Here is a 26,928-nt window from a genome sequence, read left to right on the forward strand (position 1 = left end):
TAAGCCAATTTCTAAAATTATATAATGTAGTAAGTAGATGAAAATTAGTTTAGTACGATTTAAGAAGTGTTAATCTTGATTTAGATCATATAAGGTGATCGAATCCTGTTAAGTAATCGAATGATCAACTTAAAAACAATGTGTTACATTTCTTATAAATACATTTTTTATTTTGATTTAAAAAGACAAAATAAAAGCAAAAACGACTCGAAGTTAGTGTATCTATTAATATTAATAAAAAAAAGGCACCAATTGTCTTCAATTGACGCCATTTGGTAGAGTTCTTATGAAAAAGATATGCAAATGGCTACTGATTTTGCATAAGTAAAATAATGATTTAAAATAAAAAAAGAGACTCGAAAGTCTCTTTGGGAAATTATATATCTTCTATAAATTATTTATTTATCAATTTTTCAAGCCTCGCCATCATTTCATCTTTCTCTTTCAGCATACGTTCGTATAAAGCAATTTTTTCTTCGTGCAATTTAATAAATTGATCAATTTGATTTATTGTAGAATTGTAAAATACAGATGCAGGCTGCTGGCAATTATCAAATGTATTAGAAATAATATTTATCGCCTGCTCCTCATCAAAATTCTGAAAAGCTTCAACAGGAATTTTTAATACAGCTGAAATTTGTTTCAGAAGGCTTTCTTCAATTACATCTTTCTGCTCCAGCATAGAAATTTTCTTTTGATTCCATTCTTCTCCAAGATCATAAGCTAAAGCTTCCTGCTTTATATTAAGCATTTCTCTAAAACGTTTTACGTTTTTCCCCTGATGTATTTTCTGTTCCATAACGAATATCAATTTTTCTAAAGGCTTAAAGATAAAACCATTTTTTGAATTAAAACCTGTGTTTAAAAATAAAAAAAAAATCCCATTTCGTTAGAAATGGGATTTTTTTTTGTGACCTCGACTGGATTCAAACCAGTAACCTTCTGAGCCGTAATCAGATGCGCTATTCAGTTGCGCCACGAGGCCTTTTTGTTATCAATTAGCTATTTTTTTGTAGCTTTGTTGATTGCTTATTGCGGGTGCAAAGATAGACATAAATGTGACATATACAAACATAAAATAAGATAAAAATAAAAAAAAATGAAGATTGAAAATTATATACGTGATATTCAGGGATTTCCAAAAGAAGGAATTTTATTTAAAGATATCACTCCGCTGTTAAATAACGTTGAAGCCAGACAGGAATGCTTGTCAATTCTGGTAAATTCTCTAAAAGGACAGAAAATCGATAAGGTGGTAGGAGCAGAAAGCCGCGGCTTTTTCTTCGGAATGTTATTAGCGCAAGAACTAAAAGCAGGATTTATTCCGGTTAGAAAACCTAAAAAACTGCCTTTTGATATTATTTCAGCTTCATACGAATTAGAATACGGAACAGACAGCCTGGAAATGCACATAGATGCCATTAAAAAAGGCGATCGTATTTTAATTCATGACGATGTACTGGCAACTGGCGGAACAGCAAAAGCCGTTTGTGAATTGGTGGAAAAACTAGGCGGAGAAATTGTACAATGTAATTTCCTGATGGAGTTAACTTTTCTAAACGGACGTGAAAAAATTAAAGATTATCCGGTTTTTGCTGCGCTGGCTTATTAATTAGACAAATACAATTTTATGTTTAACAGCATACAGCACTAAACCTATTCTGGTTTTTATTTCTAATTTATCAAATAAACATTCCCTGTAACCGTCGATGGTTTTAGGACTCAAACACATTTCTGAGGCAATTTCTTTGTAAGTCATCTCGGTGCAGGCATGTTTAATAAAAACCAGTTCTTTTTCTTTTAAATTCACTTTTTTATTGTCGCTGTTGACTTTGTTAATAAGAATTCCTGAAACCAGTTCGGTGTAATAAAATCCTTTTTCAATAACACATTCAATGGCGTCTTTAAAAATATCTGGTGACGTATCTTTCAGCAGATAACCTTTTGCGCCATTTGTAATCATTTTGATGATTATTTCCTCGTCGTCATTTACAGAAAGGGCAATTACTTTTAAATCAGGTCTGTTTTCCTTAATCCATTTCATGGTGCTTAATCCGTCTAAAACAGGCATATTTACATCAAGTAAAACCAAATCTATATTGGTTTCCGGGTTTTCCTGCAGATAGGAAATAAAAACTTTTCCATTCTCAAATCGGTCGATAACTTCATAATCTCCAAAACTTTTTATTAAAAGTTCTAATGACTGAGAAAAAAGCTGATGATCGTCGACTATAATAATTTTACTTTTAGTATTCAGTTTCATTGGTTGTTGTTAAAGGGTATTCTAAGGTTACGGTTGTTCCTGATGCATTTGATTCCATGATTAATTGAGCGCCAATAAGTTTAGCTCTCAGTTTCATGTTGGTTAATCCTAATCCGGAATTTGCTTTGTTAATGTCATAGCCAATTCCGAAATCCTTTAATTTTAATTGAAAAAGCGTTTCGGTTGTTGTAATATTTACTTCGTATAAATCACTGTGGGAGTGTTTTAGGCTGTTGTGTAAAGCTTCCTGAAAAATCCTGTAAATGAATAAATCGTGTTCTTCATTAATTTTTGGAATTTCTCCGGTTAAAGTATAACGATAATGAATTTTTCTCAGTTTTTTTACACGTTCTAAATCTTGTTTTATGGCTTCTATAAAGTTGTTTTGAAGTAGATTATCTTTATTGATAATGCGGGATAAAATTCGGAGTTCGTCTAATGCTTTTGCCAGAACATCTTTAAGATCTTTTAATTCTTTTACCTGAATGCTTTTACTGCTGATAGACATATTGAGCTGCATTATGCCAACAGAAATAATCTGCCCAATGTTGTCATGAAGTTCTTTGCTGATTTCAGAAAGCGTCTGGTCTTTTATCTCAATTCTGGTTTTTACAAGTTCTGATTGGAAATACATTTCAGCTTCCATTTTTTCGACCAAGTAGTTGTTTTTCTTCTTTAAAAAATACAGGAAAAGAACCAATACAGTAACAAGTAAGGTTAAAAAAACGATACTTAATGAAATGACTAGTAATTGTATTTCTTTTCGCTCCATAGAAATCCGATTATGTAACAACTGTGCGCCAGAATATTTAGAATGAATAATACAAGGCTGAACACTGATTCATCTTGTTTGATGAGAAACCAGTTTATAGCCAGCATAAAAGGCGTAAAAGGGACATGAAAAACCAATATTCCTAAAATGTACCAGAAAAAAACAGATCGTTTAAAATTTAAAATTTTGTCTGAATTAAAAATCTCTACCAGATATAAACATGATAATATTAATACTAATACTACTCCAATCGCAAAACTATAGGTAAAAGAACGATTAGGATCTTCTTTAAAATACATGATGTTTAAAAAGAAGGAAAGTATAAATAGTATAAGAAAATAAACTGCGGTCAATCTGTAATTTATTTTTAGCAGAAGACTTCGCAGTAATAAAATATAGGCTGAGAAACTAACGAACATATAAAAATTATAGACATAATAATTTAATAAGCCCGTCCAATATGTAAAATAGTATCCTACAAATTCAATTAGTGCAGAAAACCAGATTAAAATTACTAAAAATTTAGCTTTCTTACCAGGTAATTTATGCATTGAAATTAATCCGATGCTTCCTGATAATAAAGCTAAATAAATGATATAAGATCTTAAAAATTCAAACATAAGTTAATTAATAGATTAAGCTTGGCGGTCTGCCGATATTTCCGTAATTCATAGGTTCAAGGCTTTGTATATCAGCTGGTGCTGTATCTTGAACTAAAGCAAAACTTTGAATTTTTGCGGTATTATCTTCGACTTTTTTTCCCGTTGGAACCAAGAATAGGGTTGTTAATCCGGCTTTTTCACCGTGTTTTTCATCATCTGGATATACGCCAAAATAAAAACGTATCCCATCTACGTTATATCCGTCTTTTGCGCCATGTGTTTTAATGTAATGGATATAACTTTCTAATGCTTCTAATGAATACCAAATAGCATTCGCATCTTCTTTTGCAGCTCCTTTTGCTGTTAAAGAAGCAGTTTTTTTATTGTTATAATTAACATTTAGCTGCTTTGCAAATTCTTTAGTTATTAACTGACTAGGTTTTGCGGGTGGATTTTTCATAATTATTTAAAATTTAATTGGTTAATGGTTTAGTTTACTGTTTTTTTTATTTGTTGATGGGACAAAATTATCTGAAACCCAAAAACACCACAAGGGGAAAAATACCCTTTTTTTGTTAGGTAAAATTATCTAAAAATTCGGGGTAAAGTATTGTATAGTAGTTAATTATAATTAAATAATTTTACAACATCAATTTAAGCACTAAATAGACTATTTAAATATGTTATTTATACGATGTAAAAATCAAGAGCTTGCCGGGTAACAAAACTTAAATTTTACAGCTCTTAATCTAAAAGCCTAAATGAATTTCAGTAAAAAATAATTCTAAATAAAAAGGCATGAGAACTATTAAATTAGGAGTAAAATCCAATGAAGTTTATTACTTAAATGAGCTTCTCGTAAAATTAGGGTACAGCGTTGTAGTTTCTGATAGTTTTGGAACGGCAACAGACAAGGCAGTAAAAAATTTTCAATTAAAAAACAATTTGGTTGTTGATGGAGTAGTAGGTTTGAAAACGTGGACAGTGCTTTTAGAAAAAAGTAAAAATAGTAAAACGTCAAATTCTAAGCTGCTTTCAGAGCAAAATCTTATAGATTTTGCTAAACAGTTTAATCTTGAATTGGCTGTCGTAAAAGCAGTGAATGAAGTTGAAAGCAACGGAAAAGGCTTTCTGGTTGACGGAAGACCAAAGATTTTATTTGAAGGTCATATTTTTTGGAAACAATTGGAAAATAGAAATATTGATCCGCATATTTACGTTAATACTTTAAATGAGAATATTCTATTTGAAAAGTATAACAGAAAATACTATGTGGGCGGAGCCGAAGAATACAGCCGTTTAGAAAAAGCAGCAAGTTTAGGTTCAGATAAGAAAATTAGAGATGCTGCTAATTGTTCGGCTTCGTGGGGACTTTTCCAGATAATGGGCTTCAATGCAGTGCCAATTGGTTATCAAAGTATTGATGAGTTTGTTATTAAAATGAATGAGAACGAAGGCGAACACTTAAAAGCTTTTGGGATGTTCTTAAAGAAAAATAATTTAATAGAAACATTACGAAGTAAAAACTGGGCAGCATTTGCTTTAAAATACAATGGTCCGGCTTATAAAACCAACAAATATGACGAAAAACTACAGCGTGCTTATTTGAAATATTCTAAATGATTTTTTTGTTTCAGGTTCCAAGTTTCAGGTTTCAGGTTTGTTGGGATGGTTAATCACGATAACTATTCGTAAATAAGTTGTTTAAGCTTTGCGGATCTTTGCGAACTTTACGGTAAAAACTATGTTCAAAGTCAAGAACCTGAAACCTGAAACAAAAAAACTGAAACAAAAATAAAACCCGACAAGTTTTAAAGTCTGTCGGGTTTGAATATTTATATAGATAAAACTATTATCTTAAGCTTGCGCCTAATTCAGTTTCAAAAGTCTGCTGTAATTTCGACATGATTTTATCGATTTGAGCATCTGTAAGCGTCTTTGTGTTATCCTGAATAGTGAAACTCAAAGCATACGACTTTTTCCCTTCCGGAAGCTTATTTCCTTGGTAAACATCAAATAAATTAATGTCTTTTAAAAGCGTTTTTTCAGTTTGTCTCGCCAAATTAAAGATGCTTTCGTAAGTTGTTTTTTCGTCGATTAACAAAGCTAAATCTCTTCTTACTTCTGGATATTTAGGAATTTCAGTATATTTAATTTTTCCGGTAATGATTTTTAAAATTAAATCCCAGTTGAAATCAGCATAATATACATCTTGTTTAATTCCAAAATGCTTTAAGATTGATTTTTTAACCACTCCCATTTCAACTAATGTATCATTGTTGTAGCAAATAGAAGTTCCTTCAGAGAAAACATCTGACTGAACCGGAGCATTTGAGATTTTCTCAATTCCTAAACGTGCTAAAATGCCTTTTACGTAACCTTTTAGTAAAAAGAAATCTGTTCCTTTTTGAGGAGTTGTCCAGCTTTCTTTATTTCTGTTTCCAGAGATAGATAGAGTTAAATGTTTGTGCTCTTCGTAACCGTTAAGGTATTTATGGTATGATTTTCCGAATTCAAATAATTTTAAATCAGAATTTCTTCTGTTAATGTTGTATGAAACTGCTTCTAATGCAGAAAACAATAAAGACTGGCGCATTGTTGATAAATCACTGCTCAAAGGATTTAACATCGTAACGTTGTGTTCTTCTTTTAAAGCTGTAGATAATTTAGCATACGCAGCTGTTGTTAAAGAGTTTGCCATCATTTCATGAAAACCTTGTGAGTTTAATTGAGAAGCAATAACATTTTGAACTTTGTAATCTTCTGTTCTTGGAGAATTGGCTACCGTTGCATTGAATTTTTTAGAAAACTCAATATTGTTGTAACCGTAAACTCTTAAGATTTCTTCAATAACATCAATTTCACGCTGTACATCTACACGATATGCAGGAATAGTTAAACCTAAACCAGTGTCAGAAACACTATTTACTTTAATATCTAAAGAAACTAATATTTTTTTGATTGTATCTTTCGGAATTTCCTGTCCGATGATTTTAGAAACATGACTGAAATTCAATAAAACAGAAAAATCTTCTACTTTTTTAGGATACACTTCTACAACATCAGAAGTAATTTTTCCGCCTGCAACTTCCTGAATCAAAAGTGCAGCACGTTTTAAAGCATATTCAGTTATAGTTGGGTCAATTCCTCTTTCAAATCTAAAAGAAGCATCTGTATTCAATTGATGTCTTTTTGCCGTTTTACGAACGCTTACAGCATCAAAATAAGCACTTTCTAAGAAAATAGCAGTTGTTCCTTCTGAAACTCCGGATTTTTTTCCACCAAAAACACCTGCAATGCAAAGCGGTCCTTTTTCGTCGCAGATCATTAAATCTTCTGCATGCAGTGTTCTTTCAACATCGTCTAATGTTGTAAACTTAGTTCCTGCTGGTAATGTTTTAACGATTACTTTACCGTTGATTTTTGCAGCATCAAAAGCATGAAGCGGCTGTCCTAATTCATGTAATACATAGTTAGTAACGTCAACGATATTATTTTTTGGTGTTAAACCAATCGCTTTTAAACGATCTTGTAACCAGTTTGGAGATTCCTGTACCGTAATTCCTGAGATAGTTACACCGCAGTATCTTGGTGCCAAAGTTGGTTCTTCAACATTAACATCAATTTTAAGCGTACGCATATCTACTCTAAAGTTACTTACAGACGGCGTAATTAATTCGATATTAACACCGCGTTGCAGCATTCCTGCTCTTAAATCACGTGCAGTTCCAAAATGGCTCATGGCATCGGCACGGTTTGGTGTCAATCCAATTTCGAAAACTTCATCATTTGCAATCTGAAAAACTTCAGAAGCAGGAGTTCCCGGAACCAGGTTTTCATCCAGAACCATAATTCCGTCGTGGCTTGTTCCAAGGCCTAACTCGTCCTCGGCACAAATCATCCCGTGGCTGTCCTGTCCGCGGATTTTACCTTTTTTAATAGTAAACTCAGCGCCTTCCTTATCATATAAAACAGTTCCAATAGTGGCAACGGGCACTTTTTGACCAGCAGCAACATTTGCAGCACCGCATACAATTTGTATAGGAGCTTCTAAACCAATATTTACAGTAGTAACTTTTAATCTGTCTGCATCAGGATGTTTTTCGCAGGTAAGTACATGTCCTACAACAACTCCTTCTAATCCGCCTTTAATAGACTGGTATTTCTCGACAACTTCAACCTCAAGACCTAAATCTGTCAATAATTCAGAAGTTTGCTCAGATGTCCAATCAGTTTTAATAAACTGTTTTAACCAGTTGTAAGATATTTTCATTTTAGTTTAATTCTTTTTATGAGGATACAAATATAAGAATTGAGAATTGTAGTAAGAAAGAAATTATTTGGTTTTTTCTCACTGCATTTTATTAGTGAAAAAGCTTACAGAAATAAGTATTTTATATTTTTAGTATTAAAATTTTAATAAAAAAACATTAAAAGAAACTTATAAAATCAAAAGTGTAATATTTGTGCTATTAGATGAACGAAAAGTGCTATTCTCTTCGGGAATATGAAGGTAAATTTGAAATAAATCCAAAATTTACTAATTATGAGCACAACCGCACAAAGACCTGAATTTAAGGCAAAATACGACAATTACATCAACGGAAAATTTACAGCTCCTATTACAGGCGAATATTTTGATGTAGTTTCTCCTATAGATGGAAAAGTTTTTACAAAAGCAGCACACTCTGGCAAAGAAGATCTTGAAAAAGCGGTAGATGCCGCGCACGAAGCGTTTAAAACATGGGGAAAAACTTCGGTAACAGACCGAAGTATTTTATTGAATAAGATTGCACAGAAAATCGAAGACAATTTAGAGTATATCGCTACGGTTGAAACGATCGATAATGGAAAACCAATTCGCGAAACCCTTGCGGCAGATATTCCGCTGGCAATTGACCACTTTAGATATTTTGCAGGAGTAATCCGTGCTGAAGAAAGTTCAATTGCAGAGCTGGATTCGCAGACCGTTTCGATTGCATTAAGCGAACCATTAGGTGTTGTAGCACAGATTATTCCGTGGAATTTTCCAATTTTAATGGCTGTCTGGAAAATTGCTCCGGCACTTGCAGCAGGAAATACAATCGTTTTAAAGCCAGCAGAAAGCACACCAATTTCTATAATGGTTTTAATGGAATTAATAGGCGATATTCTTCCTCCTGGAGTTTTAAATATTGTAAACGGCTTTGGTGCTGAACTTGGACGTCCGTTGGTTACAAACAAAAAAGTGGCTAAAGCCGCATTTACAGGTTCTACTACAACGGGACGTTTGGTAATGCAGTACGCGACTGAAAACATTATTCCGGTAACTTTAGAATTAGGCGGAAAATCACCAAATATTTTCTTCCCTTCTGTAGCAGATCATGATGACAATTTCTTCGATAAAGCCATTGAAGGCGCAGTATTATTTGCCTTAAATCAAGGTGAAATTTGTACTTGTCCATCAAGATTATTGATTCATGAAGATATTTACGACAAGTTTATTGCTAAAGTAATCGAAAGAACAGAAGCTATTATTGCCGGAAATCCGTTAGACAAATCAACTATGATTGGGGCGCAGACTTCATTGGTTCAAAAAGAAAAAATCCTGTCTTATATTAAATTAGGAAAAGAAGAAGGTGCGGAATTACTGACTGGAGGAGATGTTAACCATTTGGGAGGTGGTCTTGAAGGCGGTTATTATATCAAACCGACTTTATTGAAAGGCCACAACAAAATGAGAATTTTTCAGGAAGAAATTTTTGGGCCGGTTTTGGCAGTAACTACTTTTAAAACTACCGAAGAGGCAATCGAAATTGCCAATGATACTATGTACGGTTTAGGTGCAGGAGTATGGACACGTGATGCACACGAAATTTATCAGGTTCCAAGAGCGATTCAATCAGGTCGTGTCTGGATAAACCAATACCATTCTTATCCTGCAGGTGCTCCGTTTGGAGGATACAAACAATCCGGAATTGGTCGTGAAAACCACAAAATGATGTTAAGTCAATATCGTCAGACCAAAAACATGTTGATTTCTTATGATAAAAAGAAATTAGGTTTCTTTTAAATAGTTATTTGATTGGTTTAAAAGGTAAGTTTTCGGACTTGCCTTTTTTTAATTTAATAAAAAAATGTCATGATAAAAAGGTTAGATGCAACAAAAGACGCTATAGAATTAATACAAATTCTAAAAGAAAAACATGGTGATTTGATGTTTTATCAGGCAGGCGGATGCTGTGAAGGAACACAGCCGCAATGTTTTGAAAAAGGCGGTTATTACCAGCGAATGGGTGATGTATGTATTGGCACGATTGAAGATACTGAATTTTGGGTAGATAAAGATTTATTTGAATATTGGAAACATGCGCATTTTACTCTTAAAGTTATTGATGCTTTTGGCGTGGGAGGTTTCTCTCTCGAAACTCCTTTAAAAAAAACTTTTCAAATTGAATATAGAATTTTTACCGAAGAAGAAGAGAAGGATTTAGAACCTGTAATGGTTTTTGATTGAAGGAGGAGATTCAAAGGCTAAGAGGTTCAAAGTAACAAAGGGACAAAGTTTTTTTCTATAAAGACGCATTGTGAATGATGCGTCTTTTTTTATTTTTCAAAACAAACAGACAAGTCTGTCTATTTGTTTTGAAAAATTATTATATTTGTATTCTAATTTATTTGAAAATGCTCCCTAAAGAACGAATTTTAGAAAAGACTTTTACTTTATTTCACAAACAAGGTTATAATGCTACGGGAATCAATCAGATTATTGAGGAAGCGAAAGTAGCCAAAGCAAGCTTTTATCAGCATTTTAAATCAAAAGAAGATTTATGTGTGGCTTTTTTGAATCAGCGTCATTCTTTTTGGTTTGATGAACTGCAAAAATTTACTTTAAATGCAGGAGACTTAAATTCTAAAGTTTTAAGCTCTTTTGACTTTTTAATTTTCATGAATGCAAAAGAAAATTTTAGAGGATGCAGTTTCCTTAATATACTTTCTGAGATTCCGCCTGATAATACTAAAATACGCAGTGTTATTCAAAGTCATAAAAATGATTTACGGAATTATTTTGGGGATATTTTAAAAGAGGAACAACTATCAGATCATGTGTATTTATTATTTGAAAGCTGTATAATAGAAAGTCAGTTGTTTAAATCAAACGAGTTAATAGAACAGTCAAAAAAAATAATTCAAACTTTAATTTTAAAATAATGGAACAGAAATTACCATTGCCGCCTTTCACTTTAGAAACCGCAATAGAAAAGATTCAACTGGCAGAAGATGCCTGGAACAGCCAGGATCCAGAAAGAGTTTCAAAAGCTTATACTGTTGACAGCGAATGGAGAAACAGGGATAAGTTCGTAAACGGACGTGAGGAAATTGTTCTTTTTCTAACCGAAAAATGGAAGAAAGAGAGGAATTATAAATTAAAAAAGGAATATTGGGCTCATACTGACAACAGAATTGCAGTACGATTTGAATACGAATATCAGGATATTAACGGAAACTGGTTTAGAGCTTACGGAAATGAAAACTGGGAATTTGATGCTGATGGTTTAATGCAGAAAAGATTTGCCAGTATAAACGACCTGCAAATAAAAGAAGAAGACAGAAAGTTAAGATAAATTCTACGGAATAAATTAATTCATACTAGGCGGTTCAGGGATTTTTATCTTTCTCTTGATTTTTTTTACAATTAAAAGATAAAAAGTTATACCGCCTAAAACAATTAATAAAGCAATTTGCAATTGTCCTAAACTATTGTTTTTGCTGTACATAGCATTTGCATTTGCCAGTTTTGCTTTTCCTTCTTTTATTTGTATCTGCGATAAAGATTCTAACGTTTTCAGGGCTTCGGCACTTGAACTGGCAATTTTACTCCAGTTTTTATTTTCAACCTGTTTGTTGATTTCCTTACAGGAGCTTAAAAAAGTATCAAAGTATTGTTTTTCTTTATTGGTTAAAACTGTTTTGGCATACAAATCATCAATGTTATGAATAATATCAAGTGTATGAATTATTTCGCTTTTTTTGATGTTATCGCTTAAATCTAGTTTTTCGGCTTCGGCTTTTATGAAATGCAATTGTTTGGAATATTGAAAAATATAGTGGGCAACAACCAATCTGTCTTTGTAAATCGCGTTGATGTTTTCATTTACATTTTTAGAATTCCGGAGTGTATTAAAGTTTCCTAATAAGATGATAAGCATTACAATCAGCAATACAAAAGCCGCTTTGGTTTTATTGCTGTATTTTTTATGGTCACTCATAATGCTTTAGTTTAGGAAATTGCTTTTCTCAAAGATAGAAATTTGTTTCTGACTAAACAGTATTTTTGAAACTTGAAAACAAATGGAATAGCGTCATTTCGGCGAAGGAGAAATCACAATAGTATTTCCGCACAGTAATCAGAAAATCTTTGTAGATTTTCTAATGTGATTTCTCGTTCGTTGAAATGAAAAAATTATGTAATAACCAGAGATGTATTATTCTAATACGAGCTCTTCATCATTTGGTTTTCCTTTAAAGAATAAGAATTGCAATAAAAGCGACAATACAATAGTTAAAATCGCACCAATGAAATTCAGCCATAAATAGCCTAATTTTTCCTGACTGTAAATCATGTAATAATAAATTACAAAAATGGTTAACTGACTGATGATGGCGCTGATAAACATTGGCTTTGCCTGAACTCTTTTTAAATAAAAACCAACAAGGAAAATTCCCAGAACTGTTCCGTAAAAGATAGATCCAATGATATTTACAAGCTGAATTAAATTCTCAAACAAAGTTCCCACACAGGCAAAAAGTATTGCTACAACTCCCCAAAATAAAGTAAAAAATTTAGTTGCATTAAGATAATGTTTCTCTGATTTTTCGGTTTTGAGATTTCTTTTGTAAATGTCGATTGCGGTAGTAGAAGCCAAAGCATTTAATCCGGAAGCTGTTGATGACATGGCAGCTGAAAGAATCACGGCAAGCAGTAAACCAATTAATCCTTTTGGTAAATAATGCAGAATGAAATGGAAAAAGACATAATCTTTATCATTTGTTTCACTGTTGCTGTCGGCTCTTGAAATGATTTCTTTGGCGCGGTCGCGTAAATCTTTTTCTTTATTTGACAAATTCACTAATTCTTTTCTCAGAATTGGATTGTCGTAATCCTGATTTAACTGATCGATATACAGCAGATTAATTACTTTTTTATCTTCAGAAAGTTTACTTAGTTTTTTTTCTAAAGCATGATATTCTTCTTTATAAGCTGATTTTTCGATTACAACTTTATTGTTCGGATTAAAATTTAACGGAACTGGATTGAATTGAAAAAACACAAATACCATAACTCCGGTAAGAAGTATGAAAAACTGCATTGGAACTTTTAAAAGTCCGTTCATGATTAATCCCATCTGGCTTTCAGCAACTGATTTTCCTGATAAATATCTTCCAACCTGCGACTGATCTGTACCAAAATAGGCGAGGGCTAAGAAAAATCCTCCGGTAATACCGCTCCAAAAAGTATATTTTTCCTCTGGATCAAAAGAGAAATCCACAATGTTCATTTTATCGTTTGCACCAGCAATATGCAAAGCGCTTGTAAAAGTCATATCGTTTGGCAGATAATGCAGAATCAGGAAAAAGGTGATAAACATTCCCGACATAATAACAAACATCTGCTGTTTCTGCGTAACGTTTACGGCTTTGGTTCCTCCAGAAAACGTATAAATAATTACCATTACCCCAATTATAATATTCATAACGGTAAGGTTCCAGCCCAAAAGTGCCGACAAAATAATGGCAGGAGCATAAATGGTAAGTCCGGTTCCTAATCCTCGTTGTACTAAAAACAGGATAGCGGCAAGCGAACGTGTTTTTACATCAAATCGTTTTTCGAGAAATTCATAGGCAGTAAATACTTTGTATTTGTGATAAAGCGGAATAAATGTCAAACAAATCACAATCATGGCAATTGGAAGTCCGAAATAGAATTGAACAAATCCCATGCCGTCGTGATAAGCCTGTCCCGGTGTAGACAAAAAAGTAATGGCGCTGGCTTGTGTTGCCATTACAGAAAGTCCAACGGTGTACCACGGAGTTTCGTTGTTTCCTAAAATAAAGTCTTCAACGTTTTTGCTTCCTTTGGTTTTCCATGAACCATATCCAACAATGAATAAAAGGGTTACAATAAGTACGATCCAGTCAAATAGCTGCATAAGGTTATGAATAAAATTGCATGATTAAGAAAAAAATCACAATATAAATTGCATTTGCTACTAAAACATAGGTGTAGCTTTTTTTCCATTTTTTTGTTTTTTTAGCTTCCATATTGCGGTTTTTATTGCTTTATATCTTGTTTTGGGGCTTCAATTGGCTGTTTTAACGAAATAATATTCGATAGCAGTTTATAAGCGCCGGAAACACCTTCTGGTAATTCTCTAAAAAAGCTTAAACCGGTATAAATGTAATATCCTTTTCCGTAAGGTGCCACTAATAAAGCACCTTCTTTAGCTGATTCTCCTTTATCATGTGATGAAATAATGGGAGTAAAGGCAGGGTCAAATTCGTCTGGATAATATAAACCCTGTTCTTGTGTCCAGCCTTCAAAATCTTTAGACGTGATTTTGTTTGGCGTATTTAAAACCGGATGATTAGGAGCTAAGAATGTAACTTTTGCGTTTTCTTCGGTTACACGGTCATTTGATAGCTTTAACGGATAAGGTGCAATTTTATCGGTTACCAATTTCCCGTTGGTATTGTACTGCACGATCATGTTTTTACCGCTTTTTACAAAATTAAACAAGATGTTTTGTTTGTTTGCTAATGCATTTACGGTATTGTAAGCACGGATTCCTGTAATCACCGTGCTGAATGAATCTAATTTTTCAGGAGTAATTTCTTCTGGTTTTAAAATAGAAACTTTGTAACCCATTTGGGTTAAACTTTCCGGAACTTCGTCACCTGCGCCCATAATATAAGCGATCGCATCGCCAGAAGTTTTTAAATCTATTCTGATACATTTTGATTCTGCCGGTTTTAAAACCATTTGTTTCGTAATATGATTAAAATCAATAATGGTTTGGTCTCTGTCAAAACGCTTATTGTCTACAACGGCAATGCTTTTTGCGACAACTTCTTCTGGATTAACGGGCGGTGTAACTTCAAAATAAAAGATTTGTTCTGTTCCTTTTTTGTCTAAAGTAAACGGAATTTGTTTTGGAGATACACTCCAGCTTTTTGGAAGTTCTAATTGCAAATTTCCTTTTATATCATCTTTTCCTGCACGTACTTTTACCGGAATCATTTTGGTTTTAGTATCTCTAAAAACCAATACTTTCTCTAAGATCGAGGTTGTAACTTCTGGCACTATATCCAGAAAATTATACATTTCGCCTTTTACACCGTCATTGTATTTGTAAACTACAGTTCGTTCAAACGGAATTTCAACACCGCTTATTTTTACATTAAAAACAACTTTTACTTCTCTAATAATATCAGGAATTCCAATATTTAATTGGTTAGAAACAGTGTACATTCCAACTGAAGCCTTTTCTTTTAACCAATATGGCTGTGTATATTCAATATTATTTGGAAGCTGTATCTGCAGATTGATTCTTTGATCGTTATTGTCTTTTAAAACACTGTTTTGAACTGTCGTTTTATTGTCCGGCAATGTTGTAATGCTTGTTAACTGCATTTCAACAGCACATCGGTTAATGGCTTCAAGACTTAATTTTATAGTGCTTCCCGGAGTCGCTTCCTGTTCGCTTGCAACAGCTTCAAGGTATAAACCAGAGCAGGAAGCAATAATATTTTTAATAGCTGCTGCTTTTACAGTTTTCCAATGCGTATCATCTAAAGCTTCAATCATAGAATACGCTTTTACCAAATCTGGAATACTGGCAGATGGATTATTGAAATTGTATTTTTCAATAATTGCCGAAATCAAATCTCCAATTGGTTTTCCGTTTTTAATGCGGTTCCAGCTGGTGTCAATTCCATCAAATAAATTATCACGGTCTTTTGGAGCTTCGCCATTAATAAGTTCAAGGTATTCAGTTTCTAAACCGCGAACTCCGGTACTTCCAAAACCTTGTGATTGATGACGGCTTCGGCTTAAAGCAGCAATTTCCTGATTCGATTTTCCTGTTCCTGTATAATAAACTCCTGTTTCGAGTTTAGTAAATTTAGATTTATTAGCAGCATCAAATTTTTCCTGGCTTCCGTAAAACCACCACGATGGGTTAAAAAACTGGCGTTTTACCTGCCACGGAGCAACATATTTAAGCTGTTCAGGATATATTTTTGGATCGTTTGTTAATTTAAAACTTTCAACGCTCAGCATAGCAGATGATGTATGATGCCCGTGAGTAGTTCCCGGCGAACGATGATCGAATCGGTTAATGATAATATCCGGCTGAAAATTTCTGATGGTCCAAACCACATCGGCAAGGACTTTATCTTTATCCCAAATTTCGAGTGTTTCGTCTGGATTTTTAGAAAAACCAAAATCGTTTGCTCTTGAAAAGAATTGTTCTCCGCCGTCAATTTTTCGGGCTTCGATTAATTCCTGAGTTCTAATAACTCCAAGTAATTCACGTAATTGCGGGCCAATTAAGTTTTGTCCGCCGTCGCCTCTTGTTAACGATAAATAACCTGTTCTGGCATTCATTTCGTTGGCCAGATAAGAAATCATACGGGTATTTTCGTCATCAGGATGTGCGGCAAGATACAATACTGAACCTAAAAAGTTTAGCTTTTTAATTTGATTGTAAATTTCAACAGAATTTGGTTTTTGAGGCTGTTGTGCAAATGTGATTTGAAAACCTATAAAAAATAGAAGAAGAAATGAAACCTGTATTTTTCGCATGGCAGAGTTAGATGTTTTTTTGAAATTGTCCCAAAAATACTAATTATTTTATGGAAGATTATTTAAATGAAATGTTAACGCACAATAATTATACCTTAATTTTAAGAATAAAATAAAAAAAGCTGCCAGAAATAAATCTGACAGCTTCTCTATATTAAGTTGTAAAGTGCCTTAACGCTTACAATTTTATTTTAATTTGTTCTCGGTGTCTTTGTAATTTCCTGTTATAGTTACGTTGCTTCCTTTAGTTACTTTTCCGTAAATAGTAATAGAAGAATCGTTTCCGATAAAATTAATTTTGGCACCGCTGTTTAATCTTAAATCTCCCCAAATTACAACTGAACCTTCAATTTGCAATAGTGAATTGCTGTTGATAATAAGTTCTGTTGGGTTTGACTGCTGGTATTTACCCTGAGATAAACTTCCTCTCATATTAAAAGTACCGCCGCTGTTTAAAGTTAAGTTACTTAAAACTGAGATAGCACCGCAATGTGTTAATGTTGCTCCAGAATTTATAATTGCTGAATTTATAGAAGTTGCCCCCTGATACGATTTAATTTCATTTGAATTCAGGATTAAATCTTTTCCTTGATTGTATAAACCATAAGTTAAACAGCTTGCAAACGTCGTGTTTGGTTTTTCCATCTTAATGATTTTTAAACCGCCTGTTCCGCTGGCAACATAAATGTAATTACCGCTTGATTTTACATAGTTTGATGAACCTGCAATTCCTACAGATCCTAATAAACTGTATTGTGTTCCCGGCTGGTAAACATTAAGACCTAATGCACCGTTAGCAAGAAATGCATATCCGTCGTTTATAGAAACTGCATTAGTAACATTATCTTCTCCGGCTGTCGCAATTGCAATAGTCTGTAATTTAGAACCGCTGTTAATATCATACACGCCAAGACCGTTTGGACCTTCAGAAACTAAAAGTTTTGTTCCGTCAATATCCATAGTTCTTTTTGCACCGCTTACATCTGTAGATGTTGTAAAGCTTTTTTGCAAAGCAAGTGTTGTTTGATTGTAAATATTAACGCCTTTAGTACCGCTTAAAGTCACAACTTTATCAGATGTTAAAGCAATCGAACGTAAATCTGCCATTGCAGTTTTTCCTGTAACTGCTTTTGTTGAAGTGCTTATTTTGAATAAACTTCCGTTATCTCCGGTTACGGCAAAATAGTTAGAAGTATTTGCGGCAACATCTGTTGTTACTCTGCTTTCTAAATAATTAGTAGTTAATTTATCTGTTAGTAATCCTGAGCTTAACGGCATATTAAAAACTACGGCAGGATTGCTGCCCAATAACGGATCTTTGTCTACATCTTTTGCAGCACCAATAATAAGGTTTCCGTTAGAGTAGGTAAGTGAGGTAATATCTGTATTAGGGATTAAAGCTGATGTAACTAATTTTGGTTTATAAGGATCTGAAACATCAATAACATCGATTGCACCAGAATATACATCGCCTCTTGTAATATAAGAAACATAAGCGTAGTTACCGTTTACAGTAACATGGCTTGCCTGTAAAGTTTTTCCATTAGCGTCTACTGGTGGTTTTATTTCAGCAATCTGGACTAAAGGGAAAGAAGTAACGGTGTTTTCGGCAGTTTTACCAGTTAATGAACCGTTTTCGATAGCAATTACTCCTGAGTTAGTGTAATCAAGTCTTTGATTTAAAGTGTTTTGATCTGAGGTAATTGTAATACTGTCTAACGATTGATCGTTTTTGTTGTCATTATTATCGTCACAAGAAATTAATAATGACAATGCTAAAAATGAAAATAAATAGACATTCTTTTTCATAATTGTGTTTTTTGGATTTTGAAATTCGCTGCAAATGTATGTTATAAATCTAAAAAAACAAGTTTGTTTTGTTAATAAATGGCTTTAAATCATTGTGTTATGCTATTTATGCGAAAAGCTTACTGTTTTAACTAAAGTTATTGAAAATAATAGTTAAAAAAAAGAGAGTATCAATAATTTTGATACTCTCTTACTGTTAAAACTTAGTAATTTGATATTATCTTCTTCCAGGACCTCCGTGTCTATGATCATCATCATGGTCATGTCTGTCGTGTTTTCCATGGTGTTTATCATGTTTGTCATAATGTTTGTAATCTCTGTGGTCATGACGATCATTATATCCATAAACCGGTCTTGGTTTGTAAGGTCTTTGCGGTGCACCGTGATATCCTCTATAATATTTTACTTTATGACGGTCAAAATATACATAAGGAGTTCTTCCGTGATAATCTGTTAAAACTACTTTGTATCCTCCGTATAAATCATAGTTTCTGTATTGTCTTGGTAAATAAGTTGTTCTAACCCATTTTCCTCTTCCGAAATAGATGAATTGTGACGCACGTACATCATAATAAGCCTCAATGTCTGGAAGATAATAATATTCCATTTCAGAATATCCTGCAGGTCCCCAAGCTGGAGGTGTTCCTATATTAACGTTGATTGATACCTGAGCTTGTGTGGCATTTGCAACCAAAAGAAATAATCCGGCGATTGCTATTTTTATTGTTTTCATCTTTTCTAAAATTTAAAATGTTAATCTTGTTTAGAGATTTTCATATACCGTGCCAAAAATAAAAAACAACTGCATTTCGTCGAATAAAATATGTGTTTTGTCGAGTAAAATAAAGGTAAGTTTATTGTAAAATATTGATTTTTAAAGTGTTTGTTAAGTGTTAAACAAATCAAAAAAAATCAAAATATTTTTAATTATTTATATTCTACAGTTCTTGGTTTTGCAAGTTCAAAACTTTGTAAACCATAGTCAGTTGTTTCAAAAGTATTGGTTTTGAAAACATTATCGCCCTGAAGCGGAATACTTGGATAGTATGACAGTGACAGCTGAAAGGAACTAAAAACCAAATAGTCATTACTGATTAATAGTCCTAAAGTTATTTTAGAATACGATTTGCTGTCAAACATTGCGCTGTTTGGATTTCCTAAAAATGCGATCGAATAATTAAAAAAGGGATTTAAACGAAATCCCCAAAGTGCATGCGGAGAATAGGTTTGAGTCTGCAAGGATAAAACTGTTTTACTTGTTCCGTATAATGCAGTCCTAAATCCTGCCAGACCATTTTCTTCATTTACGTTAAGCTGATCTCCTATAATATTTTCGTGATTTGCTCCAACAACTACTTTTGGATTAACGAATTGTCGTAATTTCCAGTTTCCTATACTAAAAAGCTTAGTAAAATAATTGGCTTCAAATAAATAAGATGTCTGATACGTTTTTGATTCATGAAAATAAGTTCCAGCTTCAAAATTCATACTTAAAAAACCTAAACGATAATAGTTTCCAAAAGAAAATTGTGCCCCGGCATAAGGTCTCCAGATATTATTTTTATACTGGTAGCCAAATGTAACTCCATAAATTCTCCCAATAGGAACGTCTTCAATCTGACCGTTTCTAAAAATATAGCTGTCTTTGATAAATTTACGTCTGTTAAGTCCAACGCCCATTAAGAGCAGTTTTTCATCAGAATAGAAGTGGGTAGGATCGTATAATGAATCTGGCGATTCGCTGTAATTGACATTTAAAAATCGGGCAGAAGTAATTAAATTAGTAATAGCTTCATTATCATCTTCATAAACCTTTGTGGCTTTACCAACCCATAAATCCTGAAAATTGTTTTTGAAAGTTTGAAAAGCAAACGATTGATCTGGTGCCTGCAGAGTATCTTTCCTAAAATTCTGGCCTACAAAAACACCGCCTGCCCATTTAGTCAGCGGAGAATAGAAATCTCTTTCAATATCAATACTTTTAGTATAATTATTATCTAAATCCATATTGTAGTGAAGGACGGTCGAGATATAGGTGTTTTTTATATTAGGAACGGTGTATGTAATATCGTTACCATTTGCTCCATCATCAAACCTGTTTGTAAAGCGATATTCAAGCTGTTGCCCTGAACCAAAAAAATCTTTTTCTTTAAATCCTACAGAAACTCTGCTGCTGGATATTGAGAAACGCGGAATTGTACTCCAGGAATCCAAAACTCTGATCGTTACATCAACAGAATCTGAAGCCGGACTTGCCAGTTCGTTAGTAATTCGAACTGCTGTAACATATCTTTGGGCACGAATTAAACGCTCAGATTCCTGTACTTTGTAAGTATCGTATACGCTGTTTCGTTTAAATAAAAGCAGGTTGTAGATTGCTATTTTCTTGGTTTTTAAATGCAGTCTGTTTCCGGTTCTTTCTCCCCAATTTTTTGGTTTTGCAGTTGTATCTGTAATCGAATATCCAAACGGATCCAGTGTAACAATATTTATATTTCGAATAATTTTGCCTTCATAATTTTGAGAATCTGTAGGTATAATAATTTCCTTTTTTTTAGGTCTTTTGGTTCTAAAAAGCAGTTTATGAAGTGTTTGCGTAAATTTATTTTTCTTAGAATAATTTTTAATCTTGGTATAAATCTCCGTACTGTCTTTTTTGGGAGGATTTTCCTTTTTTGTTTTATCTGTCTGAGCGCAAATGCTTTGTAAACAAAAGCATAAGGAAATAAAAACAATTATTTTTTTATTTAGTAACATTCAGATCGATTTAAAACTTTATTTTAAGGCAGATTATTCTATGAATTTAAGATAAATAACAGATATATTTTAATAATCAAGAGATTATTTTACTCCTGTGTTTTGGTTCTTCGGACTCTCCATGCAAATTTTCTCGGAATATGATTTCCCATTAAATATCCCCATGGTTCAAGCGATTCGATTCTGTCAAAGATGATTTTTAATATCGCTAAAAGCGGAATTGCTAGAAACATTCCGGAGATTCCGGCGGCGGCTCCGCCCACAATAATTCCCATAATTGAGACAAAAGCATTGATTTCTACTTTTGTGTTTATAATTAATGGAACAAGCAGATTGTTGTCAATAAACTGAACAATAATATTTACTATTAAAATTCCTAAGATCATCGAAATCTCGGCAGAACCTGTCAATGAAGCCAAAACAGTTATAATTCCGGCAACTAAAATTCCGATATAAGGAATAAGATTTAATATTCCGGTTATCAAGCCTAATAAGATAAAATATTTAATACCGATAATCCACAATCCTAAGCCGGTTAACACAGAAACAACGATCATTTCAATTATTAAACTAACAATGTAATTGTTTATAGAAACTTTGATTTGAGAAAGAATATCTTTTAAAACAGAATGGTTCTCTTTACTTATAAGTTTGGCTAAAAACAGTTTAAAATGTTCTTTATAGATTAAAAACAAAAACGTATAAATTATAATAATAGTACTGTCTAAAAGAACATCGCTTATAGATATTATGGCCGATCCTAATTTTGCCTGGCCATTTTTAACTGAATCCTTTGTAACTGAGTCAAGATATTTTTTTTGATCTCCAATGCTGATCTCAAAATTTTCTCTGATAAACTTATGAATTTCAATAATAAATGAATTGGCGTTTTTCTTTATGGTATCAAAATCGTTAGCCATATAGGTAACCTGATAGGAAATAAACACTAAAATGCCCACAATAAAAGAGAGGAAAACAGCCATGCAGATTATTGCTGCCAGATGTCTTGGGAACTTAAGTTTTGTGTTTAAAAAAGTAAATATCGGCAGTAATAAAACAGCAAATAAAAATGCCAGTAATACGGGAGTCAAAATATCTTTTGCAATGCAGAAAATGTAAGCAAAAGAAATTAAACTTACTAAAATACAAGCAAGCTTTGCATAAAACGGCAGCTTTAAAGGTTGAGTCATTTTGGTGAAATTTTATAAATAGATATACAATTGGTAAAGCAAATATTATAATATAATTAAATTATAACGTTCCAGCTTTTTGTATATACTTTATAAAATTCCCATTCAAAAATTAGTCAAAAAATTCTTTCTCTTCGTAATGTGCAGGCATTATTGAAATTCCCTTTTGTAACAGGAGATTATTTGGAAAAATAATTTTTTCGCCTTCTTTAGTTCGTAAGCTTACATGAAAGGTGTTTATGTCTTCTATTTCGGCTTCAATTGGAAAATCTTTATCGTGAATTTTTATAGTATCGCCAATTCTGAAAGGAAACGAAAAAAACAAAATCATTCCAGAAGTAATATTGCTCAAAATAGACCATTGTGCAAACATGGCAACACCAATAACGGTTGCAATTGATGAAACAGTAATGAATATATCTTTTGTTTCTACTCCCCAAATTACAATTAGACTAATTGTTACCAAAATATTCATAAATACATGAGTGTATTTGATAACTAAATTAGTACGATGTTCTAATAAGTGGCTTGAGGCGGCAAAACGGCGGATTAATTGTGCAGTAATCATTCGTAAAGCGACTAAAGCTAAAAGAAGAATTATTGTGGCAAGTATTTCCTGAGTATATTCTTTTAAAGAAAACATAAATAAATTTTTACACTAATGTAGTCAAATATTCGTAAACTTTGGCTGTTGGAAGTCCCATAACATTGGTATAAGAACCTTCTACTTTTGTAACTGCCATAAAACCAAACCATTCCTGAATGCCATAAGCTCCGGCTTTGTCGTAAGGTTTATAGTTTTCGATATAATATAAAATACTTTCATCTGATAAATCTTTGAAAGTAACTTTTGTAACATCATGTAAAAGGGTAGAAGCAGTGTTAGTTTTAAAACAAACCGATGTAATAACTTCGTGAGTAGTATTCAACATTGATTTGATCATTTGAAAAGCATCTTCGGCATTTTTTGGTTTGCCCAAAGCTTTATTCTGATGCCATACAATTGTGTCGCTTGTTACCAATATTTCATTTTCTTTTAATTCTCCTTCAAAAGCATTTGCTTTTAACTCTGCCAGAAAATTGGTTATTTCGACTGCTTTTAATTCAGGCGGATAGATTTCTTCTACATCTTTTAATCGAATTTCGAAATCAAGATCCAGATCTTTAAAAAACTGCTGTCTGCGTGGCGATCCCGAAGCCAGTATAATTTTATATTTTTTGAGTTTTTCTTTAAGCATTGTATTGATGGTTTAAGCTGATTACTAAAATTGATAAAATTCCGAAGAACAAAATCAATTTTAAAATAGTACTTAAATGATGAAAATCCTTTTTTGTTTTAGCGCCGAATATCTTTACTATAAAATACAATAAAGGCGCAAGGACAAAAACAAACGTATAAAACGTCACGATTAACAGATTATTTTGAAAGAAATATTTATTGATGTAAAGCAGCGATAAAATAAACGGAATTATAGTAAATCCCAACGCAATTTTAGCAGCTCTGTTTTTCCCGATAGCAATTGGCAGCGTGTTCATTCCCTGATTGTAATCGCCGTCCATGTCTTCAATATCTTTTACTATTTCGCGCACAAAATTGATCATAAAGGCAAACAAAGCATAATCAACTAATATTGAAAATAAGCTGGCCATTTGAGCCTGATTTTCGGTAGTTGTAGCTGGAAATAAATCAAATACACCAATAATCAAAACACTAATAGAAAGGAGTAAAGCAACCACAAAATTCCCCAGAATCATGATCTGTTTTAGATTAGTTGCATAAAAATAAAGAAGTGATGCAATAAAAATAAACAATGAAGCAAACATTGGCCTCATGATCACATTTGAAAGGTAAAATCCTAATGCTACACCTGTAATGTTTAATCCTATATAAATATTGTACGCTCTGGTTTCAGAAATTCCTTTACCAACAACAACATTTTGTGGTTTATTGATAGTATCTGTCGGCACATCAAAAATATTGTTAATCACATAACCTGCTGCTGCAAGTAAAACTGTACTTAAAACCAAAAGTCCGTATTGCCAGTCAGCCAATGCTAAAGGAATATCTTGTTGTTTTAAAAAAGCATAACGAAATAAAACCTGCATAAAAGCAAGCATGAGTAGATTTTTATATCGAATTAGTTTTAGGTATTTCATTTTTTACGTTCTGAGTGGCTAAGATGCTAAGGTTCTAAGTTTTTTAATTAACAATTTATCATTAACAATTCACAATTAGATTTAATCGTGTTTTCCGTTAAAATATTCCATCCATTTTCCCTGTACTTTCATTACCTGTTCGATAACGTCTCTTGCTGCGCCTTTTCCGCCTTTTACGTGAGAAATATAACGGCAGATGTTTTTAATTTCTGGAACCGCATCCTGCGGAGAAGTTGGCAAACCTACTAATTTCATTACATGAAAATCCGGAATATCATCTCCCATATATAAAACCTGTTCTGGTTTGATGTTGTTTGCTTCTGTATACTCTTTAAATGTTTTAACTTTATCAGGAGTTCCTAAATGGATATCAGTAATTCCTAAATTTTGAAGTCTTACGCGGACACCTTCGTTGCTGCCGCCAGAAATAATGCACACATTGTAACCGCTTTCTACAGCCGCTTTCATGGCATAACCGTCACGAATATTCATCGTGCGAAGAATTTCTCCTTCTGTGGTTACAAAAACCGAACTGTCTGTAAGTACGCCATCAACATCAAAAATAAATGTTGTAATGTCGTTCATCATTTCTTTATAACTTTTTGCCATTATTCTGTATAGATTGTGTTAGTATTTTATAAATATTTTTTTGATTTTCATTGGTAATAAAATCCAAATGTGCATCGGTTGTAACCGAATCATGACGTTTTGCCGGACCGGTTTGAGCATCAATTGGATCTAATGTTTTAATTTTTTCGGCAGTTTCCTGAATTAAAGGTCTTAAAACTTCAAAAGGAACCTGATGTTCTTCGCATATTTCCTGACCAATCTGGTATAAATGATTGGTAAAGTTGTTTACAAAAACGGCTGCAACGTGCAAAGCCTTTCTTTGCCCAGAACTTATGGAGAAAACAGCATTTGAAATACTTTTTGCTGTATTTTCTAAAATTGCATAATCATTCTGATTTTCAGTTTCTAAACAAATCGGAATTACTGAAAAATCAACTTCTTTTGTTTTTGAAAATGTCTGCAGGGGATAAAAAACGCCTTTTCTGTTTTTGGAATCTAAAACCTCAATTGAAGTTGTGCCGGAAGTATGAACAACCAATTGGTTTTCAAACGGTAATTGACTCGAAACTTCTGAAATGGCATTGTCTGAAACCGATATAATGTATAAATCGGCCTTTTTTAAAGCAGAAAATTCGGTTACAATTTTCTCTGAATCAAGAAGATGAATCAAAGCTTCTTTTTTTCTCGAAAATGCCTGTACAATTTCGACAAGAGGATTTGCTGAAAAAGCTTTTATCAGATGCTGTGCAACGTTTCCGGAACCAATAATTGTGAGTCGAATCATACCCGCAAAATTAACATTATTTCTTTTTAAGAAAAGTGCTTTTGATTATAAATAACTATTCTTCTAGTTATTTATAAAATATTTGGTTTAACCTAGAATTATAAATAGTTATTATATATTTGAAGGAAAATAATTGATAATATGAGAAATAATATTTTAAGAATTATACCTTTATTTATGATTCTTACAACAAATGCACAACAAATTGGTGATGGGCTAGCACCTGGAAAAGATAATTTTATTGGAGCAATTAATTCAGGAGTTTATAGCGGTATCAATGCTATTGGTGGAATTCCAGATACAAGTCATGACTGGAGCCATCTTTTTGTGATTAGACATGGTAACCCAAATAATGTGTTTCAATTGCAAATTGCTTCTTCTTATACTGAAAATGATAGATTATTTTTTAGAAAGACAAGAGATGAACTAAATCCTGTTTGGATGGAGTTAGCAACAAGAGGAAAGAATAGTTTTGTTGGAGATCAGATTTTTAATGGAAATATTGGTATAGGGACTACTCCTCCTAGAGCAGTTTTGGATATAACTAAAACAACAGGTAATGGTATTTTATCTACTGTATTTGCTAGACTATCGGAAGGGGATAATATTGGTGATGGCACTTTTCTTGGAGTAAGGGCATATGGCACATCAGTTATCGAAGGGAAATCATTCTCAATTGAACACAGCTTTTATAATGTTACGAACAGTTCTATTAATTTTTTAAGAGGTGGTAGTACCAGTGGTGGTGGAATATCTTTTAATACTAATGATAATAAGGAACAAATGAGAATTGATTATTTTGGTAATGTTGGTATTGGTACATTAACTCCAAAAAATAAACTAGATGTCAACGGTACAATTCATTCTAAAGAAGTAAAAGTTGATATGACAGGCTGGTCAGATTTTGTGTTTAAAAAAGAATACAATCTGCCAACATTGACAGAAGTAGAAAATCATATTAAAGAAAAAGGACATTTAGAAAATATCCCAAGTGAAGAAGAAGTCCTTAAAAACGGTATCAATTTAGGAGAGATGAACGCTAAACTTTTACAGAAAATTGAAGAGCTAACATTATATTCTATTCAACAATCAAAAGAAATAGAAATATTAAAAGAAGAAAACAAGTTATTTAAAGCACTTTCTGAAAGACTCTCAAAAGTTGAACAAAAAATAAAATAGT

Annotated in this window: 24 protein-coding genes and 1 tRNA gene; 7 read left to right on the forward strand and 18 right to left on the reverse strand. The window is 32.8% G+C overall.

Translation table 11 applies throughout. From position 1 onward, the window contains the following. Nucleotides 1–394: 394 nt before the first annotated feature. A complete protein-coding gene (locus PQ462_RS11190) occupies nt 395–799 on the reverse strand; it encodes a helix-turn-helix domain-containing protein (protein ID WP_274253558.1) in 405 nt (134 codons plus the stop codon). 112 nt (nt 800–911) lie between these two features. Continuing rightward, nucleotides 912–985, reverse strand: a tRNA-Arg gene (locus tag PQ462_RS11195). A gap of 114 nt (nt 986–1,099) precedes the next feature. Between PQ462_RS11195 and PQ462_RS11200 the strand changes: the two genes are divergently transcribed. Then, nucleotides 1,100–1,612, forward strand: a complete 513-nt coding sequence (locus PQ462_RS11200; RefSeq protein WP_274253559.1) for an adenine phosphoribosyltransferase — start codon at nt 1,100–1,102, stop codon at nt 1,610–1,612. On the opposite strand, the gene PQ462_RS11205 is transcribed toward PQ462_RS11200, so the two are convergent. The 3 genes from PQ462_RS11205 to PQ462_RS11215 form a co-directional block, all read right to left on the reverse strand. After that, a complete protein-coding gene (locus tag PQ462_RS11205) occupies nt 1,613–2,263 on the reverse strand; it encodes a response regulator transcription factor (RefSeq protein ID WP_274253560.1) in 651 nt (216 codons plus the stop codon). Next, the gene (locus PQ462_RS11210) at nt 2,247–3,035 is read right to left on the reverse strand and encodes a sensor histidine kinase (RefSeq protein ID WP_274253561.1); all 789 of its coding nucleotides are present in this window, start codon (nt 3,033–3,035) and stop codon (nt 2,247–2,249) included. Before PQ462_RS11210 ends, PQ462_RS11205 begins: the two co-directional genes overlap by 17 nt. Before the next feature lie 627 nt (nt 3,036–3,662). Then, nucleotides 3,663–4,097: a hypothetical protein gene (locus PQ462_RS11215; RefSeq protein WP_274253562.1), complete on the reverse strand. Its 435-nt coding sequence runs from the start codon at nt 4,095–4,097 to the stop codon at nt 3,663–3,665. A gap of 338 nt (nt 4,098–4,435) precedes the next feature. Here PQ462_RS11215 and PQ462_RS11220 point away from each other — a divergent pair, with 338 nt between their 5' ends. Continuing rightward, the gene (locus PQ462_RS11220; RefSeq protein ID WP_274253563.1) at nt 4,436–5,260 is read left to right on the forward strand and encodes an N-acetylmuramidase family protein; all 825 of its coding nucleotides are present in this window, start codon (nt 4,436–4,438) and stop codon (nt 5,258–5,260) included. A 229-nt stretch (nt 5,261–5,489) separates the two neighbouring features. On the opposite strand, the gene pheT is transcribed toward PQ462_RS11220, so the two are convergent. After that, nucleotides 5,490–7,910 carry a phenylalanine--tRNA ligase subunit beta gene (pheT, locus tag PQ462_RS11225; RefSeq protein WP_274253565.1) on the reverse strand — a complete coding sequence of 807 codons (2,421 nt, stop codon included), beginning with the start codon at nt 7,908–7,910 and terminating at the stop codon, nt 5,490–5,492. A 273-nt stretch (nt 7,911–8,183) separates the two neighbouring features. Here pheT and PQ462_RS11230 point away from each other — a divergent pair, with 273 nt between their 5' ends. The 4 genes from PQ462_RS11230 to PQ462_RS11245 all read left to right on the forward strand — a co-directional run bounded on the left by PQ462_RS11230 (nt 8,184) and on the right by PQ462_RS11245 (nt 11,241). Beyond that, on the forward strand, nt 8,184–9,689 hold the full coding sequence (locus PQ462_RS11230; RefSeq protein WP_274253566.1) for an aldehyde dehydrogenase family protein: 1,506 nt from the start codon (nt 8,184–8,186) through the stop codon (nt 9,687–9,689). Nucleotides 9,690–9,758: 69 nt separating this feature from the next. Beyond that, on the forward strand, nt 9,759–10,133 hold the full coding sequence (locus PQ462_RS11235) for a DUF779 domain-containing protein (protein ID WP_274253567.1): 375 nt from the start codon (nt 9,759–9,761) through the stop codon (nt 10,131–10,133). 167 nt (nt 10,134–10,300) lie between these two features. Then, on the forward strand, nt 10,301–10,828 hold the full coding sequence (locus PQ462_RS11240; RefSeq protein ID WP_274253568.1) for a TetR/AcrR family transcriptional regulator: 528 nt from the start codon (nt 10,301–10,303) through the stop codon (nt 10,826–10,828). Beyond that, entirely contained in the window at nt 10,828–11,241 is a 414-nt protein-coding gene (locus PQ462_RS11245; RefSeq protein ID WP_274253569.1) for a nuclear transport factor 2 family protein, read from the forward strand. The genes PQ462_RS11240 and PQ462_RS11245 overlap by 1 nt, the downstream gene beginning before the upstream one ends. 15 nt (nt 11,242–11,256) lie before the next feature. On the opposite strand, the gene PQ462_RS11250 is transcribed toward PQ462_RS11245, so the two are convergent. The 12 genes from PQ462_RS11250 to PQ462_RS11305 form a co-directional block, all read right to left on the reverse strand. After that, nucleotides 11,257–11,886, reverse strand: a complete 630-nt coding sequence (locus PQ462_RS11250; RefSeq protein ID WP_274253570.1) for an MCP four helix bundle domain-containing protein — start codon at nt 11,884–11,886, stop codon at nt 11,257–11,259. A gap of 216 nt (nt 11,887–12,102) precedes the next feature. Further along, the gene (locus tag PQ462_RS11255; RefSeq protein WP_274253571.1) at nt 12,103–13,827 is read right to left on the reverse strand and encodes a sodium:solute symporter; all 1,725 of its coding nucleotides are present in this window, start codon (nt 13,825–13,827) and stop codon (nt 12,103–12,105) included. Nucleotides 13,828–13,949: 122 nt separating this feature from the next. Beyond that, nucleotides 13,950–16,481: a PIG-L family deacetylase gene (locus PQ462_RS11260; protein WP_274253572.1), complete on the reverse strand. Its 2,532-nt coding sequence runs from the start codon at nt 16,479–16,481 to the stop codon at nt 13,950–13,952. 186 nt (nt 16,482–16,667) lie between these two features. Then, on the reverse strand, nt 16,668–18,290 hold the full coding sequence (locus PQ462_RS11265) for a hypothetical protein (RefSeq protein ID WP_274253573.1): 1,623 nt from the start codon (nt 18,288–18,290) through the stop codon (nt 16,668–16,670). 217 nt (nt 18,291–18,507) lie between these two features. Continuing rightward, nucleotides 18,508–19,023 carry a hypothetical protein gene (locus tag PQ462_RS11270; protein ID WP_012025018.1) on the reverse strand — a complete coding sequence of 172 codons (516 nt, stop codon included), beginning with the start codon at nt 19,021–19,023 and terminating at the stop codon, nt 18,508–18,510. A 194-nt stretch (nt 19,024–19,217) separates the two neighbouring features. Beyond that, nucleotides 19,218–21,047 carry a hypothetical protein gene (locus tag PQ462_RS11275; protein ID WP_274253574.1) on the reverse strand — a complete coding sequence of 610 codons (1,830 nt, stop codon included), beginning with the start codon at nt 21,045–21,047 and terminating at the stop codon, nt 19,218–19,220. A gap of 89 nt (nt 21,048–21,136) precedes the next feature. Beyond that, on the reverse strand, nt 21,137–22,237 hold the full coding sequence (locus PQ462_RS11280) for an AI-2E family transporter (RefSeq protein ID WP_012025016.1): 1,101 nt from the start codon (nt 22,235–22,237) through the stop codon (nt 21,137–21,139). 112 nt (nt 22,238–22,349) lie between these two features. Further along, complete coding sequence (locus tag PQ462_RS11285) at nt 22,350–22,880, reverse strand: mechanosensitive ion channel domain-containing protein (protein WP_149207447.1); 531 nt, start codon at nt 22,878–22,880, stop codon at nt 22,350–22,352. A gap of 10 nt (nt 22,881–22,890) precedes the next feature. After that, entirely contained in the window at nt 22,891–23,475 is a 585-nt protein-coding gene (locus PQ462_RS11290; protein WP_274253575.1) for a Maf-like protein, read from the reverse strand. Then, nucleotides 23,468–24,394, reverse strand: a complete 927-nt coding sequence (locus PQ462_RS11295) for a geranylgeranylglycerol-phosphate geranylgeranyltransferase (protein ID WP_274253576.1) — start codon at nt 24,392–24,394, stop codon at nt 23,468–23,470. The genes PQ462_RS11290 and PQ462_RS11295 overlap by 8 nt, the downstream gene beginning before the upstream one ends. Before the next feature lie 81 nt (nt 24,395–24,475). After that, nucleotides 24,476–25,003, reverse strand: a complete 528-nt coding sequence (locus PQ462_RS11300) for a KdsC family phosphatase (protein ID WP_274253577.1) — start codon at nt 25,001–25,003, stop codon at nt 24,476–24,478. Continuing rightward, complete coding sequence (locus PQ462_RS11305; protein ID WP_274253578.1) at nt 24,987–25,748, reverse strand: Rossmann-like and DUF2520 domain-containing protein; 762 nt, start codon at nt 25,746–25,748, stop codon at nt 24,987–24,989. Before PQ462_RS11305 ends, PQ462_RS11300 begins: the two co-directional genes overlap by 17 nt. 141 nt (nt 25,749–25,889) lie before the next feature. Here PQ462_RS11305 and PQ462_RS11310 point away from each other — a divergent pair, with 141 nt between their 5' ends. Next, nucleotides 25,890–26,927: a hypothetical protein gene (locus tag PQ462_RS11310; protein WP_274253579.1), complete on the forward strand. Its 1,038-nt coding sequence runs from the start codon at nt 25,890–25,892 to the stop codon at nt 26,925–26,927. The last annotated feature ends 1 nt before the right edge of the window (nt 26,928 follow it).

The organism is Flavobacterium sp. KACC 22758 (genome assembly GCF_028736135.1).
GTDB lineage: Bacteria > Bacteroidota > Bacteroidia > Flavobacteriales > Flavobacteriaceae > Flavobacterium > Flavobacterium johnsoniae.